This is a genomic window from Borreliella californiensis (assembly GCF_014205885.1).
GTDB lineage: Bacteria > Spirochaetota > Spirochaetia > Borreliales > Borreliaceae > Borreliella > Borreliella californiensis.
On record NZ_JACHFB010000005.1, the window covers coordinates 13,088 to 28,666 of the forward strand.

General features: G+C 33.9%; 20 protein-coding genes. 2 read left to right on the forward strand and 18 right to left on the reverse strand.

Going from position 1 to position 15,579, the window contains the following annotated elements; translation table 11 throughout:
* Positions 1-86 precede the first annotated feature (86 nt).
* From HNP67_RS05585 to HNP67_RS05500, 18 genes are read right to left on the reverse strand one after another with little or no spacing between them, the layout of a single operon-like run.
* The gene (locus HNP67_RS05585) at positions 87-515 is read right to left on the reverse strand and encodes a hypothetical protein (RefSeq protein WP_184125464.1); all 429 of its coding nucleotides are present in this window, start codon (positions 513-515) and stop codon (positions 87-89) included.
* Positions 516-524: 9 nt separating this feature from the next.
* The gene (locus HNP67_RS05580) at positions 525-1,343 is read right to left on the reverse strand and encodes a hypothetical protein (RefSeq protein WP_184125466.1); all 819 of its coding nucleotides are present in this window, start codon (positions 1,341-1,343) and stop codon (positions 525-527) included.
* On the reverse strand, positions 1,333-1,776 hold the full coding sequence (locus HNP67_RS05575; RefSeq protein WP_184125468.1) for a hypothetical protein: 444 nt from the start codon (positions 1,774-1,776) through the stop codon (positions 1,333-1,335). The genes HNP67_RS05580 and HNP67_RS05575 overlap by 11 nt, the downstream gene beginning before the upstream one ends.
* Entirely contained in the window at positions 1,773-2,165 is a 393-nt protein-coding gene (locus tag HNP67_RS05570; RefSeq protein WP_184125469.1) for a hypothetical protein, read from the reverse strand. The genes HNP67_RS05575 and HNP67_RS05570 overlap by 4 nt, the downstream gene beginning before the upstream one ends.
* Before the next feature lie 15 nt (positions 2,166-2,180).
* Positions 2,181-2,519 (reverse strand): hypothetical protein, encoded by a 339-nt coding sequence (locus HNP67_RS05565; protein ID WP_184125470.1) that lies wholly within the window; start codon positions 2,517-2,519, stop codon positions 2,181-2,183.
* 19 nt (positions 2,520-2,538) lie between these two features.
* Positions 2,539-3,369 carry a hypothetical protein gene (locus HNP67_RS05560; protein ID WP_184125471.1) on the reverse strand — a complete coding sequence of 277 codons (831 nt, stop codon included), beginning with the start codon at positions 3,367-3,369 and terminating at the stop codon, positions 2,539-2,541.
* A 37-nt stretch (positions 3,370-3,406) separates the two neighbouring features.
* Entirely contained in the window at positions 3,407-3,916 is a 510-nt protein-coding gene (locus tag HNP67_RS05555) for a structural cement protein Gp24 (protein ID WP_184125472.1), read from the reverse strand.
* The gene (locus HNP67_RS05550) at positions 3,917-4,462 is read right to left on the reverse strand and encodes a terminase (RefSeq protein WP_184125473.1); all 546 of its coding nucleotides are present in this window, start codon (positions 4,460-4,462) and stop codon (positions 3,917-3,919) included. It lies immediately after the preceding gene.
* A gap of 28 nt (positions 4,463-4,490) precedes the next feature.
* A complete protein-coding gene (locus HNP67_RS05545) occupies positions 4,491-5,513 on the reverse strand; it encodes an anti-CBASS protein Acb1 family protein (protein WP_184125474.1) in 1,023 nt (340 codons plus the stop codon).
* 11 nt (positions 5,514-5,524) lie between these two features.
* Positions 5,525-6,715, reverse strand: coding sequence for a PBSX family phage terminase large subunit (locus HNP67_RS05540; RefSeq protein WP_184125475.1), 1,191 nt, complete (start codon positions 6,713-6,715; stop codon positions 5,525-5,527).
* A complete protein-coding gene (locus HNP67_RS05535) occupies positions 6,712-7,050 on the reverse strand; it encodes a hypothetical protein (RefSeq protein WP_184125477.1) in 339 nt (112 codons plus the stop codon). Before HNP67_RS05535 ends, HNP67_RS05540 begins: the two co-directional genes overlap by 4 nt.
* Before the next feature lie 10 nt (positions 7,051-7,060).
* Positions 7,061-7,840, reverse strand: a complete 780-nt coding sequence (locus HNP67_RS05530) for a hypothetical protein (protein ID WP_184125479.1) — start codon at positions 7,838-7,840, stop codon at positions 7,061-7,063.
* A 9-nt stretch (positions 7,841-7,849) separates the two neighbouring features.
* Positions 7,850-8,632 carry a hypothetical protein gene (locus HNP67_RS05525; RefSeq protein ID WP_184125481.1) on the reverse strand — a complete coding sequence of 261 codons (783 nt, stop codon included), beginning with the start codon at positions 8,630-8,632 and terminating at the stop codon, positions 7,850-7,852.
* Complete coding sequence (locus HNP67_RS05520) at positions 8,633-11,335, reverse strand: right-handed parallel beta-helix repeat-containing protein (RefSeq protein ID WP_184125505.1); 2,703 nt, start codon at positions 11,333-11,335, stop codon at positions 8,633-8,635. It lies immediately after the preceding gene.
* A 13-nt stretch (positions 11,336-11,348) separates the two neighbouring features.
* The gene (locus HNP67_RS05515; RefSeq protein ID WP_184125483.1) at positions 11,349-11,735 is read right to left on the reverse strand and encodes a BBA14 family lipoprotein; all 387 of its coding nucleotides are present in this window, start codon (positions 11,733-11,735) and stop codon (positions 11,349-11,351) included.
* Positions 11,735-12,109 (reverse strand): hypothetical protein, encoded by a 375-nt coding sequence (locus tag HNP67_RS05510; protein ID WP_184125485.1) that lies wholly within the window; start codon positions 12,107-12,109, stop codon positions 11,735-11,737. Before HNP67_RS05510 ends, HNP67_RS05515 begins: the two co-directional genes overlap by 1 nt.
* Positions 12,109-12,801, reverse strand: a complete 693-nt coding sequence (locus HNP67_RS05505) for a DUF261 family protein (protein ID WP_184125487.1) — start codon at positions 12,799-12,801, stop codon at positions 12,109-12,111. Before HNP67_RS05505 ends, HNP67_RS05510 begins: the two co-directional genes overlap by 1 nt.
* Positions 12,798-13,172, reverse strand: coding sequence for a hypothetical protein (locus HNP67_RS05500; RefSeq protein WP_184125489.1), 375 nt, complete (start codon positions 13,170-13,172; stop codon positions 12,798-12,800). Before HNP67_RS05500 ends, HNP67_RS05505 begins: the two co-directional genes overlap by 4 nt.
* Before the next feature lie 377 nt (positions 13,173-13,549).
* On the opposite strand from HNP67_RS05500, the gene HNP67_RS05495 reads away from it, so the two are divergent.
* On the forward strand, positions 13,550-14,992 hold the full coding sequence (locus tag HNP67_RS05495; protein ID WP_184125491.1) for a plasmid maintenance protein: 1,443 nt from the start codon (positions 13,550-13,552) through the stop codon (positions 14,990-14,992).
* Between the two features lie 24 nt (positions 14,993-15,016).
* Positions 15,017-15,418 (forward strand): hypothetical protein, encoded by a 402-nt coding sequence (locus HNP67_RS05490; RefSeq protein WP_184125493.1) that lies wholly within the window; start codon positions 15,017-15,019, stop codon positions 15,416-15,418.
* The last annotated feature ends 161 nt before the right edge of the window (positions 15,419-15,579 follow it).

Genomic DNA, 15,579 nt, shown 5'->3' on the forward strand with positions numbered 1-15,579 from the left:
CACTATGAATTCTGAATTCACGCGGTCTGCAAAATTCAGAATTTGGTCATAGTGATTTTTTTTTGTAATATAAGCGAATGCAAGCTCTACTTTTTTGAAACACGCTCAACCCTTAGAGTATCTGCCAGGAAATTAATTTCGATTGCAAGACTTGAAAGCATGTCTTGAAACAAGATAGCGTCACTTTCAACCATTTCTTTGGTGATAACTTCTCCTTGTTGATTTTCAAGGCCGACAAATTCTACCACATTTTCATCCCAAATTTTTTTTACAAATTGAATTTGAGCACTTGTCGACTCAATCATAGCATTGGAATTGGTTTTACCATTCTGGCCATTCAATTTTTTGAAAAGTTCGATTTGTCTTGCCTTTAGCTTTTCTACAAACCCGTAGTTAATGTCTTTCAAAACCACATATGCTTTCTCTTCTTCTTTGATATTTTCCTTACCGTTTCTAATATAGTCTGGAATATAGGGTAACATTACCCTGCCAGTCAAATTAACATTAATTACCATTGTTGCCTCCTAAATTTTGAAGAACCTTGCATCTTGAATATAGTCGCATGAAAGCGATACTAAGGGTTTTGTTAGAGTAAGCTGGCACTTTAGATCGATTTTTTGATTGTTCAAGTCCTGGCTTGGGTTGTAAGTTGCAATTTGTCCTTCGCCCACCATGAATTTGGTTCTTTGATCTTGATCTGCAATTTGATCTACAAAAAGTACCGTGAACTCGTAATTTGTAGGCAAACTACGTTTTCCAATTTGCCATTGGTTATTATTTTTTGAAATATCTTGTGTTATGAAATGCGATTTTTCTATATATGTATCTAGGATTTCTTCCTTATTAGTTGCGGTTTCTCTAACGGAATACCCGCTAAACTCAACAGTTTGCTCTGGTATTTTTCCAATCGCCGAGATCGATCCGCAAGTTGTTTTTAGAGTTTCTGTAGCTTTTGTTGAGCTAATGGTATATGAATATCCTAAGCAATATGTTTTGAAAAGTAGAACATCAATTTCATCAGCATTATCACATACTTGGGACATTTTTGTCAAAAGATCTTTGTTATAGTAGAAAATACTACCTTCTTTTAGATCTAAATCTGATGTAAGTTTTGACTTAGAATCAATCTTTTTAACCCTAAAAATGCATTCGCTAATTGACTTCCATTTGCTAGGCTTTGTTATGTTTGAACCCAAATCTTTTACAACTAAATTAGTAGGATCTGTTCCAGAAGGTTCACTATTATTTTTGATGTCTGAACCCTTGAAATTCCACTTGAATTTTTCAATATTCACCGTAACTAGCACTGCACCAGTCGGCATTCTCAATTTTTCAATTGCCATTTTTACCTCCACGACAATTAATGTAATCAACGCTATCTATCCTAATTCCCAATGTTGAATCAACCAATGTTACCATTCTTGCATCAGAAGCTTCGTCTTCAACCTGGGAATCGTCAATGCTAAAATACTTCAACGAATAATTTAGCATCAGAAACGCCACAATTATATTTGCAATCTCAAGTCCTAAAGTAGGACGCATGCTACACTCCGTGTAAATTATGAACTTTGGGCACAAAAGCATCGAATAATTTTTGCAATGATTCAGAATTTCTCCAGTACTTTTTACTGCAAAGACAATTGATGGCAAGTCTAAATTTGAACATGCAAACATTTCAGACTTGTAATATACTTTTGTGGTTGTTTGTTTACAAGTAGCCAAGTAAGTTTTCAAATTTTTTTTCAGATTAATGACAAATTCTTCTATGTGCTTCATCTAAGTAATTTTGCAGACTCCTTTGCTAAATCGCTTGTCCAGTTTGTATATTGGTTTTTAGGTTTTCTCTTCTTCAGAGATAGCCAAATGGGTACCGCTGAGGGTTCTATCCCCTTATATGCTGCCCAACTTTTGATTTTTGTTAGACTTGGAGCTGGCAAATTGTTGTTATATGCCTGTCCTGAGTCTAGAAATTCAGAAAGAGGGGAGCCTACTTTTACTTTTAAACTCAACCCAAAATCAGTTTCTTCTAAATCAATATTTGTTACATTTGACAATCGTCCGGGGATATGTGATTTTAATGTATCTAAATTTTTTTTGACTTTGAATCCTACGAAACTTTTTGCATTATCAAATATAGATTTTCTTATTTTTTCTCCAATTTCCATTTGTTATCCTTTTGGTCAACCAATATAAAAAAAGGGACAAGAATCAATACGCGGGAATAGAAAATCAAGTTGAGAGAGTAAATATTTGAATTTACACTCTTTTTGATCTCCTTTACACCTAATATTGAAAACTTCTAAATAAAGAACATCAAGCAAAATTACAAGCCAATTGTTGTAAGCAGCTCCCATTTGGTACAAGGCTAAAATAGATTTTGCGTATCTTAGAACTTCAGAAAGTTGCACTTTGGTTTGATCTGGGATACTAATGCTTCCGTCTTCATTGATGCACTCAATGCGTAAAGATTCTATCTTAGTAAGATTGATCCACATAATAAGATCGTCAAGTTCACTCATTTGTTAAGTTTACTAACTACTAACTAGCTTTTGTAACTTCAATTTCAACAACTTCTTGTGGCTGAAAGTGAATTACTCCTGCTGATTCCATTGAGGCATGAATGTAATCTCCGTCTGCTGATGCAAATTTTCTAAAGAATATTTCTGGCAACATTGGAACAAACATAACTTCTGGATTTGGTTCGTACAGTATAGGATTTTTTAGGCCTTTAAAAACCGAAGTTACCACATCATGATCTCTAGCAAGTGCTTCTTTGACTGTTACATACTGAGGCTCACTGTACAACTCTAGTAAAAGGTGAGAAAAATTGTGGGGAACTAAAAGATGGTAAGCTCCATCAAGTTTTTCCTTGTGTTTTTCTGATTCACGTTTTGCAAGTGCTACTTTTTCATACAGCGTAAATCCAGTAGTAAGTGTATCAACAGTAACTTTGCTCCGACCCTTTAAATTTGCGATGCCTTCCATATTGATATTTTTTTTACCAAAAATAACAGAATGGTATGCATCTTTCATAAGACCAAGTTCTAGATTAGCCTTTACTTCATCTTCAGTTATAGTTCCGTACATTAGGTCTTTTAGAGAAATTCGCTGTACTGTATCAAATACGTGCATCTTGTAAGCCATTTCTTTGAAGAAAATGCTGCTTTTCCCAATTTCATTACTATGATCACCAAAAGTTGATGTAACATTGTGATCGACTGTTGCTTTTTTGACAATATAATAGCCTTGTCTTAGATCATTTCTACTTATCATCTTGTAAGGCATAAGCTCTTCAAGGCCACCTTTTGCAAGTTGTAATATATCTCCACTGTAGCTACCACTTGCTTCTGCAAAAATACTTCTACTCAAGATATTCCTCCTAATTTTTTTTCATAAATTTGTATGTTCACGAGAATTTCCTGTTACCATTAGACTCAAACTCAGGCCCGATATTAACATCAAGCAAAACTACTTTACTATTTGCGTCAAGACTAACATCTTTGATTCTGCCAACTTGCACACCCCCTTTGCCGTCTTTTACAAGTTTTCCTGCTTTTAAGAAGACAAAATCGCCGATTTTGGGAGTTGCAAATGTGCTGTCTAACGCAACGGTTATTTCTCCAGCACGTCTTATTGGAATTAGTTCGCCCGGTAAGTAATCTTCGCTTTCTAGTAAAGCAATATCTGTTTTTTTTAAGGCAAATCCACGAATAGGGCCAACTCCTGCTGTTACAGTTGCAGCTTTTACTAGCACTTCTCCCATTTCACTTGATCCACTTGAAAAAACTGGGTCTCCGGGTTTGATGGTCGCTGATTCAACATCAACTATTGCAGTTTCAGTTTGATGAACACATGCTTTATGCTCAACTCCTAAAACGAAATTTTTACATACTTTTGTGAAATCGAAATCTGCCATTTATATCTCCCCCAAAGCAAATTTACTTTTGTATCTTTGTGCTTTTGTATTGTTAATAATTTGACCTGTAAATCGATTTCTTGCATTTACCATTTGTTTGTATGCTGTAAGTTCTTGTACTAGCAAGCTAATATTGTCGATTTGCGAATCAAGGTCACCTTCTTCATCAATTTTGAACTTAATGTTGTACTTTCTTTTCATTGCATCCAAAAATGCAAGCTTAGCATCTTTTACACTCAAAGAGTTTGCAAAAGGTGGAGCAATTTCATACTGCTCACAAGCTTTCTCAAGATTTGACAAAAGTTTAGAATCTTTGAAAGCATTAGCCTCGGCTTGTCTTTCGGCTTGTTTTCGAGCTTTAGTAAAGTTGCTCTCAGCCTCAGCAAGTCGTTTTTCAAAATCTTCTCGTGATATCATGTCTGGTAATTTTTTTGCATCAGGCACTAACCGCTCATATTCTTCTGAAGATATTGTTACAAGTTCTTTGTCATTTTTTGGCAAAGATTCAGAAATTGTAACAGCTTCTTCATTTACTTGTTCTTGCATATAAACCTCCTTTCTAAAATTAAATTTTCTAAATTTGCAAGTACTGATTCATTTCATCTTGTATTTTTAAGTACAAGTTATCATTTCCCATTTCTTTCGCCTTACTTAAAAGCTCTACATAAGTTGCTAAAGTTTTTGCATGTTTTTCATCAATTTCAGCTTGTTCTTTTTGGCTAATTGGTTTTACTGGTTTGTAACACCAATTAGAGGTTAATCCGAATTTTGAAAGTACCGCATTGATGAATGGTGTCACCATTAGTTTGCATATCTGCTCAATGTTTAGGTAAAAAATATCATAGTTGCCAACACTACCTTCTCCAGAAGGAGATATTGGATACAATATTTCCTTGGGAATTCCTGAATGGAGCGTTATGTCTGATACAATGATTTCAAAAGCATCTCTTAGTGGGCTTACAGATCTTGTTACATTGGCAATATCATCTTCTCTTCCGAGTATCATCATTTTGTGATTACTATCAAGAACCCCCTCAATGTTTTTTTTAACCTCGGCCAGATCATATGCAGTCATATCCTTGACTGATGGCAGAGTTGCTGATTTAAGGAAAGTGAAATTATTCACCCGTAAAAAACCTACCGTCTCATTAAGTAGGGTGTTCATAATATTGCTACTTTTTTTTAGAGATTCGAAATTTAGAAAAGATGACTTCATGGTAATGATTCTACTTTTATGAATATTTTTTAAGAAAAAGCCCCCATCAATAACTTCACCAAAGTTATAACAAAGACAAGGAAATCCCTTTTTTAGTGGTTTGTGTGGATCATCGGAATCTGGAACTACTATGTAAAAATGGCTTTCTCCAGACAAAATTGCTGTATAAACCATTTTTTTGATCACGGCTCTGAAATTATTATCAAATAATTTTGAAAGTCCATCATCGACTTTATGCTCAATATCTCTTGAAGATGCAAACCCCGCGTAAATTTCAGCTATTTGATGTGCAAGTCTTAATTGATCCTGGTGTGGTGTGTATTCACTTACTGGAAATAGTTTTGTTTCTTTAGGTTTTTTGAAAAATTTCATTCTAAACATTAGAAGCTCCTTTAGCTAAAAACCGATATGGCATTGAGAAATGCCGGGATGTATACCAAATCTTTTTGCATAACAAAATTTGTAACTTCGCTATCTTCTGCACTAGATTCATCATAGTAATATTCAGTTTCGTTAAACTCTGAAATTACATCGGTGGTTTCGGGTTTGTTTACCACATTAAGATTAGAAGGAATTAAATAGTCTGAGAGTGAATACAAGTTTCGTTTTTTTGCAAGCAAAGTGCCTCTACCAAAACGGGAGAATACATATTTGAGTTCTTCCCTTGCCGATGGCAATACAAAAGTTCCTTTGAACTGGTTAATCTCGGCTTGGTAATCCGTTTTTGATAGTAAAACTTTACTACATGCGTTTGTAATAATTACAACTGGAAGATAAGAAATTCTTCCAACAAGAATTTCTAAAAAACAAATTCTGTTGCCTTTAACGTGTATTCCTGTATAGTAGCTTCCATTAGCTCTAGAAAGAATATCGGGACCGCACACATTAAATTTTTTTATGAGCCTTGCTGTGCCAAAATCAAACTCTTCTCCTAAAACCTCAATTCTAAAACCAATGTCATTACCATGATATGCAAGTTTTTGTTTTTCAAGCCAAGCTTGCACATCTCCACCATTTAAAAATGGGTTGTCGCGGTAAGTGCTTTTGATTATACACACGGCAGGATTGTCTTGATTTGATAAGTACCTTTTGTATAGCCAGTGTGATTTAGGCACGGGATTGCTTGACATATAGATTCTGCCGCCTTGTTCTCTCATTGTAGGAATAAGCATTTCTATGTCATCAGCACTAAGCTGATTAGCTTCTTCCAACCACAAGTCCTTGAAATGTGCATAAGATTTTAAATCTCTTGTGTCGTGGCCCCCTTCAAAAACAAAAGCACGTTTTTTTCCAAAAATCAAACTTTTACTTTCAATTTTTGCTTTGCTTATATTGAAAAATTTTCTTAAGCTGTAGATACTTAAAAGTTCTAAAATTTCCTTGTGTATTGATTGTGTTGTTTTGTTTTTCTTTTTTCTAATTGCAAGGGTATCCCCACCATCAACACTAAATTTTCTTTCTAAATTAACAGTTGCAATGTTGTAGGTTTTACCAGTTCCCCTACTTGAATAGTATATGAAAATTTCAGCATTGGGCTTTTCTTTGTAGGCATCAACATATACTGGAAGTCGCCTTAGTCTCATAGTTCACCCTTGTTAATAATTTTGTTGATTTCTTCTTCGGTATAAGAACAACTTTTTACAAAGCCTGTGCTTGTATTATTTCCAATAATTAATTTTTCTTTATTAATAATGTCTAGTACTAAATCCTCAGCTTCGCTCATTTCAAAGACCGCAAAAAACATTCTAAATGCGTGTAGACTTGTTGCTAGCACATTACTGTTTGAAAATTCAAACATTTTGTTGACAAACAGTCTAAGCAGTGCTTGTTTGCTGGAGTTGTGTGAAGTTTGATTGTCAAAAGAAAGTTTTTCTTCTATTAATTTTTTTAAAGTTTCTTGAATTTGTAAATTATCCATAATTTTTCTCCTAAAGATCGTATCTGTAAAAAGATATATAACAGGTATTTTTAGGCCTTGTTTCTTCGTAACCTCTTTGATTTGTAAAAGGTGGTAATAATTCGTAGGAGTATATATCTTCAGAAGTATAGCCTGTAATAAAGGGAGAAATAATCTCCTCAGCCCAATACCAAGTATACCAAGTATCAGCTCTACGATAAATTATTGTCATCTGTTTTACTAATTTCCCTTCAAAATTAATTCTACTGGTGTCAAGATAATGATTGTGACTTTCAAAAGTGTCACTTTGTGTATTGCCTAAGCTTCTGGAATTGCTTGAGGCGTAGTGTCTTAGAAATCTGCCCGACAAATTGGGGGCCGAAGATATTCCCAAAATTTTATACGCATAGCAACTGCTTGGTAAGCTTCTGCCGTCTGGAACACAAAACTTGTTTGTGCTTGTAAATGCTTCAATTAATTTGCTTCTTGTAAGGATTGATCCTTCCTGTGCAAATTTAGCAGTCAAAGCACCAACGGGTGTTTTTTCTAGAAAAAACAAAGTCATATGTTCTAAATATTCACTAAGTGAATCTAAATTTGGTGTACTTTTGGTAATTTCATATTCTTTTCTATTGTCAATGCTTTTCCCATCACATACTGAAAAAGTAAGCTTATCTTTTAGTAAAATTGATTCTCCAAGAGATCCCTCATACCCTAGCGAGTCTATTTTGTTGCCATTTCTGAATTGGATGCGAGTTTTAGTCTTTTCGAGTCGTTTTTTTATTTCTGTGTAGTCTTTTTGCGTTATCATTGATTTTACCTACCAATCGTATCTGTAGAATGAAATGTAACATGTGTTTTTGGGCCGTGTTTCGCTATCTCCCGTATATTTTGTGTAGGAAGGATATCGCCACGACTGTATTTTGTCACCGTATTCTATCCTAGTAACAAAAGAGGTGGTGCCCTCACTCCAATTAGCATCTCTTCTAATGAAGGAATGATCAATCACAAGTCTCCCTTTTAAACTATTCAATAGGCTTAAGTCAAGATCATGATCGTGGCTTTTAAAAGAATCACTTTGTGTATCTCCCAAGCTTCTTGTACCGTCAGAATCGGTGGAGCCGCTAGAATCATAGTGTCTCAAGAATCTCCCTGACAAATTGGGGGCCGAAGATATTCCAAATTTTTCTTTTACAAAACAATTCTCGGGAAGAGATCTTCCATCTGGAATACAAAATTTTTTACTATTCTCAAAAGCTTGTATCAACTTACTTATTGATAGCGATCCTTCCTTAGCAAACTCAGTCGTTAAGAATCCAGGATAAGTGTTTTCTAAACACCAATTAACTAAATCTTTTAAATAATCGTCTATATTTTCGCCAATAGGAGGCTTAGTATTCTTGTTAATGGGATAGTATTTTCTGTTATCAGTGTCTTTACCATTGCAAATAGCAAACAATTCTTTGTCCTTAACAACAATGGGCTCGCCAAGTTTACCAACATAATTTTTTGCTTCTTCCATAGTCCCAACACCAAATTGAATTTTGATATTGTCGGCTTGAAGTCTTTTTTTGATATCTTCGAAATCATCATCACTTATCATTTAAGCGGCCTCCTGTTTGTCTTTAGTGTTTTCCATATAGGTACTAAGGTCAAGCGTTCGCACCCCCGCGTTTGATTTTCTTGTTAAATTAAGAGCAAGTGTGTTTTTTACAAAAGTATCGCGTATGATCAAGTCAAAAGCATGGTTTTCAAGTCCAACTTTATTTTCTGTGAATGTATTATTACTTAGTCTTGCACTAGTAATGTCTGCTAAATGCAGTGCAGTGCCATTGTTGTTGCTAAACTGCGTATCGGTTATTTTTAAGCTTGAAAAGTTAGAAAGTTTGAGTGCGTCTATGTTGTTGGTAAAGGAGCTGTCTCTAATTATTGCATTTAGGCCATTTGCAACTGATGCGGTTTTACTGCCTTTAGCAGTAACATTAATTAGTGTTAGATTGGCAACATTTTCTATGTCGAAGCTTTGATTTGTAGAATCAAAATGAACATCTTCAAGTAAAATTTTTTTTGTTCTTTTGAAATTTAGTGCTTTGTTTAGAGCACAAAGAAATATGACATTTTTGATGTACACAAAGTTTGCATCTGTAACATAGACTGATGATCTAACGGCTTCTTTTAACGCGTATGATGAACATAGCACTAAATCATTAGGCCGTGTGAAACTCTTGTCTTCCAGATAAGGCGACAGTTCTTCTTGATTTAGATCTCCTCCGTTAATGTAAAGCTCGCTCATTGGTTGTTGGCATATGTTAATTCCGGAAATTTTAAATGATTTTTCTGATGTAAAAATATGTTTAGAAAACCCTGTGCTTCTTATGAAAACTTCGTCATCACTTTCGATTTCTAAATTGTTTAGATTTACTTGATTGTAAATGTAGAAGTCGCCTTTAAGTAGTTTAATTTTGTTGAGTCCAGATTGTTTTGCAAATTCAATAGCATCATTCAAAGTATCCTCATCCTTAAATCCGGCTGCTTTGAAGTGGGAAGTTTCGATCCCATTATAATTAAACGGTGCAATAACAACTTTGTGGACTCCAGACAAATAGTCGCTTATTCCTATTTTGGTTGAAGTTGTAAGGTATTCGTAGTGAGTGTAGTCGCCCCAAGTGATTCCCTCATATTCGTAAAGTTTGATATCTAGATCTAGATTAGTAATTTTTTTTGAAAGTATGAGAAAAAAATGATCAATGCCAATATTATCAAGTCTAAGCTTGACAAAATCGGTTAGATTTAGATTTTGCATTGAACGAAAATTAACAATAGTATGTCCTTTGACACGTAGGTTTGTTAAAAATTCAAAAAGTCTTACTGCGGATTCTTCGGAAAAAATGAATCTTGTTGTGTATTCAAACTTTTTAGAATAAAAATCATCGGCATTGTCGGTTTGGAGTACATTTTGAGCTATTGTGTAGAAAACATCTCCGTAGATATCAAAGTGGTAAATATATTTGGAGCCTTGACTACTAGAAGTGTTTCTAAACCAAAGCTTAGCCCTTGATGGAAAATATTCTTTATTTTCAAGCTTGATGGAGGAGTCGGCACTAAACCTTGCTTCAAGATTATGTGTAGAGATTATTGCTAAATGTTCGTTTATGGCATAGTGGTCGTGCCAAACTTCACGCCTTTTGAAGTCCCATTTGTAAACTGTATCTAACCAACTAGGATCGTATTCTTGAAAAACACTGCTGCCGACTTTGTCTGCAAAGTCGGGGTAAACCACACCTTTTTGGAGTACCGCTACATACAGTGCACCGTCATTACCAGCAACGTTAATTGGGGCTGAGTACAAAGGTCGTTTTTTAGACATTGCTTCTTCTTTGCTTTGAAACTTGCCTTCTCTCCAAATAACTTTAGTTGAATCGTAGCTGCTGGAACTGCTTTTGGACATAACGTAACTGTCAGCGTCTAAAGAACAAATTTCAACATCTTTCTTGATGACTTCACTTTTCCAAATCGGAAGAATTTGCAATTTGCCGCTTGAGGAGAAAGTATATGCGTATCCGAATTCATACAACAAGGCTTGCAAAATAGTTTCTACATCTTCTCCAGAATCAATGATTACAGCGGGAACTTTGTCAAGTATTGATTCGCTAGCATCATCATCAATAAGGTCTTTTAGTTTGGTTTTTTCTATTATTAGATGAACAAGTGAGAGTTCTTTTGCCAAAGGATTGTATACAAAAAGCCAGTCTGGTGAAAAATTGATTGGGAATTGAACTGGATTTTCGAATGCAATCTTTAATAGGCTAGAGTAGTCGTTAACTGTGAATGATACACTTTTGGTGCTATTGAACAGATCTCTGCTGAAAAATTTTTCTAGAATTCCCCTAAAAACGGGGTTATTCTTATCATTTACTTTTACGAAAATGTCTTCGTTTCTGAAGAATAAGAAATTCAAAAATTCTTCTGATAGACCGTTTACACTAAAGTTGAACGTGCTTGCTGCTGTTTTTAGGCTTGGATCAACTATTTTTTCTTCTAGAACAATGCTTGTAGTGTCAACAAAAGGGGTAAGTTCAAAAATTTGACCTTCGTCCGTGTAGAATACAATGTCAAGCCCCAAAGAAGTACAATCTTCTGTTGTATCTTCTTTGGCACTTGATATTTCTGCAGTTTCGTTGCTTTTTTCAACTTCTTGACTTAAACTAGCAATTTCTGAATTTTTGTCAGCAGTTTCTTGACTTAAACTAGCAATTTCTTGATCTAAGGCTTTAGGTTCTTGACTTAAATTGTCTTGATCTTTCAACGTAATAAAATCCTTATCTTCTGCTGTATTTTTTGTAACACTTAAATACAATAGGTTCAGTTTTTTCTATGTATCGCTTGTAATAGGTAATTCTATTTTTTAGCATATTTGTTTCTTCGGTTTCATTTTCATCGCCAAACACAGGATCGAAATTTTCAAACATAGGAAATTTGTCATTAGGATAGTATTTGGCTGCATAGGTTTTTACGGTCAAAAGCCAAACATTTAGCGAAGTTGAGTATCTAAAAAGTTCTGCTTCATTGAGAATTAGATTTTCGGTGTCTTCTTTGTTTGTTAAGTTTGGTTTTTGGGGAAGTGATGGTATTGATTCACAAGAAAGAAATACCAAAAATATCCAAAATATCCCTAAGAAATTAGTTTTTGTTTTTAAATTTTTCATTATTTGCTCCCCTGAACTTGATTTTGTAAATCTTTTAACATTTTACTTGTAATTTCGTCTCTAAGCTTTAAAAGCTTTTTGTATTCTGAAAAATCACCTCCAGAATCTTTGTAAGCTTTATAAGCTCGTATTGAGAGTTCAATTGTATCTTTGAGACGTTTATCAATTTGCTCAACAGCAGCTTGATCTTCATTGTTTTTTTCGATTTTGTCTTTAATGTAAAGTATGAACTTTAAAAGTGAGCTTGTAAATGTCATTCCTTCGTTTACAATGTCTAATTTTTCGCTACCAAAAGAACTTTCAAGTCCCTTTAGAAGTGCATTTTTGACGTCCACTGCGTCTAATAACTCATTAATGTTTTTTATTGCGTTCATTACGCCACCTCCAAATTATTTCTAAATTTTGCACTGTAAAATTCTAGTCTATCTTTTACGCGCTCTATAATTGCTGTATTTTGAATTTTAAAAACTCTTAAAGACTCTAAGTGTCCGTTGGCAACAGTTTTGGAATTGCCAAGCGAATCCCAAATAATAGTTTTTAGATCACTGCTTAATAATACAAAATGGTAAAAACTAGAACTTATGTCTTTGTACTTGCCAATCAAAATATCAGATTCTGATGGAACATAAGAGGTTGGGTGATGTTTTTCTTCGAAGTAAATATCTTCATCAATACCCAAATTTGCAAATATTGCATTTGGAGAATTAACAAATGCATTGTCACCCCTTAAGCAGCCTTTACTTACAAGGCCCTTGAAAAGTAAATCAATCTCATAACAATCAAAACATTTTTCAACGCTGTTTTTGATTTCTTTTACCACAAGTCCAATAAATAAAATACAAAGAAAATAACATCCAAATTTTGAAATAACTTCATTTTGTTCTTTGAATTGCATTTGCAAGGGCACGGCAAGTCTGTGAATTTCGACTTCTTTTACAGTTTCTTTGTAAGAATTTTTGAAACATGATGCACTTTCGAGTAATTCCGATTTGTACTTTTTTATGAAATAGTCTTTTAGAAGTTTATAGAAAAAATTGTAAATGCACAAAAACATTTTGTTATTCATTTACTTTCTCCAATTTTTCTGAAATTTTTTTCTATTTCTTCTTTTATAAGTTCTTGTGTTTTGATTCGCTCTTTTGAGAAAATGTTTTTAACTTCTAATACCAAATTTTCTTTGTTAACAGCGTTAATAAATTCTGTAGTTCTTTTTAGTTCTTCTTTGATAGAGTTTTTCATTTCTTCGAATTCGGTTTTAATCTTGGCATTGTAGTAATCTTCAAGTTCTTTAAAAATTTCGTCTTTGGCTTTTAAGACTGAAGCTTTTAGATCAGCCATTACCCCTTTAAAAGCGTATGTTCCAAGTCCAGAGATAGATATTACTAACATTGCTACAATGCTGCCAATAATATTTATTTGTTTTTTTACTCTTATCATAAAATCCTTCTTTTTTTAAAATTTTTTAAATAAAAAAACTATATTTTACTTACTTTAAAAAAATAAATAAAATATAGCAGCTGCTAGACTGGATTCTAAATTCCAGCGGTATCTAATTTGGTCAAAACCATTATTAGGTATTTCGTAATTGTATATCGTTTTTGCTAAAAATCAAAAATCCAAAAAATTTTTTTGATTTTCTAAAGACAAAAAATACGAATTGATATATACTTTACCTGCATGGAGAGGCCTGTTTTTTAGAAATGCGTCTTAAAAAATTTTTAAAAGGATAAGAAAGTTTAAGTCGCGCTGCAAGCAACGCGACTTAGCCTCAGACACAAATAAAGTTTAAGTGTTTTAGAGGATCCATATGAACTATGAATAAAATATTAATAAATTATGCTAGGCTTAGTAAAGCGGTATTACATGAATTGCTTACCAAATTGGTAGCGTTAAACAGCAAAAAAGAACACTGTTCTAACACAATCAAAGTGTCTCAGGTTGAGTCGCTTATAAAAAAAATGAGATCAAATCAATACGATAGACTTTTGAAGGTTTATTGGGTAATTGACGTCAAAAATCAAAATTACAAAAACTCTTGCGGAGTTGTTCGTTATTCGGCATGTGATATTTATAGACTGGTTGCTGATCTACTCAAAAAAGATGGCAAAAGGGTTGTTAGTGTGCGGACTGTGCAGCGGGATCTTAAACTGCTTAACGAGTTTGGACTGATCAAAACTAAGTTAAGAAAATTCGGTAAAGACAATATTGGACAGGGAAGTGTTGCGCATTATATACAAAACACAGCGCTTGCGGCGTATCATAAAGAAATAATTTGGGAACATCTTGTTTCATTGCTTTGCGAGAAGCTTGAGAATAAGAAAATAGTAGGCGATTTTGACGAAGACATAAAAAATGCAGTATTTAATGTTTTTGGCAATTCATTGAAGTATCCTTCCGATACATCCACAGGCTTATCAAAGTTTTCTAACAAATTTTCAGATAAATTTTCTAAACATTCAGACAATTTTTCTGAAAATGTTTTTTTGGAAACCTCAGGTGACATTGCTTTAAACAACGAAAGTGTTGATAGTCGCACCAAGACAATGTCGCACCACTCGCCGCCGGCTGTATTTAATAAAGCTAATATAAGCAATATTAATTATAAGAATTCAAAGAATTCTTTATGTAATTCAAAAATTCAAAAAAACAATATTAATTTCGAAAAAAAAGACATTGAAACTAAATTGATCGAAAGAAATGTCCCAAAAGATTTTCTTAGTCAAATAAAAGATCTTAGCAATAATCCTACAACTTACAGAAATGCACTATATAATCTGGATAAGGCCTTAGACGATCACAAGGAGATCAAGTTGAAGTATGTACTTGAGCACTTTTTAGGTCAGTTTTCTGTTTATCGATATAAAGTTTGGATGATGATGAAGCGTACGGATGGGATTATTAGCGATTATGAAGTCATTTGGAAGGAAAGGTTTGGAGAGTTTGTTAAGAAAAAAGTTGAGCTTAATGATTATGTGAAAAAAGTGCTTGCAATGGAAGCTAAAGAGAGAGAAAATCGTAGTAGAGAGCGTTTGGAGAAGATTAATGGTCAATCGCAAGCACAAGTGCAAACGCAAACAGGAGAATTGTCAAATAATCAGGAGCAAGATAGCGTAAATATGCCGCCGGAGAGAATTTACTTAGGGGAGAATAGAAATAACATCTATGGAAGAAGTAACATTGTTAAGGATTCCTTGGGCTTCAAGACAATTAAAGGAATTACTCTTGAGGGTCTTGGAATTGATAAAAAAGCAATTTGAGCCTAAGTGGCTTTAGGAGGTAAAATGAAAATAAGAATGAAACATTTAGTAAGAAGGCTTTATTTGAGAAGGGACAAGATTTGGCATGTTTACAGAAGCACCGAAGTACAAAATAAAGCTAAGGACAAAAACATTACCAATTTCCCTAAATTAGAACCGGAAGATTTTGACTATGAGTATATTTACAAGTATGTGGATGAGTGGATTCAGAAGAAATATAACGATAAATTAGGGTTTACTATTCAAAAGGTAGATGGTCTTGAATATATTTGTAAGGCAAAAAGGTATTCTAGTTTAAAGAAGATTTTGGCCAGAATTGTTAAAGACTATAAAGATATATTTCTTGCTAGATTAGAAAAAAAAGCCCCTGCTGCTCCAGCAGCTCCCCGATCGGGTGATTCGGGGCCAAAACAATCTGGAACTTAGGAAGGAGTAATGTATTAGTTTTAGAATAGTAAAAAGGGTAGTAAAAACGCCAGTAAAAACACCAAGTCCTGAAAAGGCTGTTGTAACTAATAAAGAACAGATACCGTTTAAGAACCATTCTTTTTTTAAAAAGGAAATTATTGGCGATAAAACTATGTATC

Excerpts from the sequence above, each read along its gene's own strand:
- HNP67_RS05570 (WP_184125469.1), bottom strand. The coding sequence starts at position 2,165 with ATGGAAATTGGAGAAAAAATAAGAAAATCTATATTTGATAATGCAAAA.
- HNP67_RS05505 (WP_184125487.1), bottom strand. The coding sequence starts at position 12,801 with ATGAATAACAAAATGTTTTTGTGCATTTACAATTTTTTCTATAAACTT.
- HNP67_RS05490 (WP_184125493.1), top strand. The coding sequence starts at position 15,017 with ATGAAAATAAGAATGAAACATTTAGTAAGAAGGCTTTATTTGAGAAGG.
- HNP67_RS05535 (WP_184125477.1), bottom strand. The coding sequence starts at position 7,050 with ATGGATAATTTACAAATTCAAGAAACTTTAAAAAAATTAATAGAAGAA.
- HNP67_RS05585 (WP_184125464.1), bottom strand. The coding sequence starts at position 515 with ATGGTAATTAATGTTAATTTGACTGGCAGGGTAATGTTACCCTATATT.
- HNP67_RS05515 (WP_184125483.1), bottom strand. The coding sequence starts at position 11,735 with ATGAAAAATTTAAAAACAAAAACTAATTTCTTAGGGATATTTTGGATA.
- HNP67_RS05550 (WP_184125473.1), bottom strand. The coding sequence starts at position 4,462 with ATGCAAGAACAAGTAAATGAAGAAGCTGTTACAATTTCTGAATCTTTG.
- HNP67_RS05525 (WP_184125481.1), bottom strand. The coding sequence starts at position 8,632 with ATGATAAGTGATGATGATTTCGAAGATATCAAAAAAAGACTTCAAGCC.
- HNP67_RS05540 (WP_184125475.1), bottom strand. The coding sequence starts at position 6,715 with ATGAGACTAAGGCGACTTCCAGTATATGTTGATGCCTACAAAGAAAAG.
- HNP67_RS05555 (WP_184125472.1), bottom strand. The coding sequence starts at position 3,916 with ATGGCAGATTTCGATTTCACAAAAGTATGTAAAAATTTCGTTTTAGGA.
- HNP67_RS05565 (WP_184125470.1), bottom strand. The coding sequence starts at position 2,519 with ATGAGTGAACTTGACGATCTTATTATGTGGATCAATCTTACTAAGATA.
- HNP67_RS05500 (WP_184125489.1), bottom strand. The coding sequence starts at position 13,172 with ATGATAAGAGTAAAAAAACAAATAAATATTATTGGCAGCATTGTAGCA.
- HNP67_RS05575 (WP_184125468.1), bottom strand. The coding sequence starts at position 1,776 with ATGAAGCACATAGAAGAATTTGTCATTAATCTGAAAAAAAATTTGAAA.
- HNP67_RS05495 (WP_184125491.1), top strand. The coding sequence starts at position 13,550 with ATGAATAAAATATTAATAAATTATGCTAGGCTTAGTAAAGCGGTATTA.
- HNP67_RS05545 (WP_184125474.1), bottom strand. The coding sequence starts at position 5,513 with ATGTTTAGAATGAAATTTTTCAAAAAACCTAAAGAAACAAAACTATTT.
- HNP67_RS05530 (WP_184125479.1), bottom strand. The coding sequence starts at position 7,840 with ATGATAACGCAAAAAGACTACACAGAAATAAAAAAACGACTCGAAAAG.
- HNP67_RS05580 (WP_184125466.1), bottom strand. The coding sequence starts at position 1,343 with ATGGCAATTGAAAAATTGAGAATGCCGACTGGTGCAGTGCTAGTTACG.
- HNP67_RS05510 (WP_184125485.1), bottom strand. The coding sequence starts at position 12,109 with ATGAACGCAATAAAAAACATTAATGAGTTATTAGACGCAGTGGACGTC.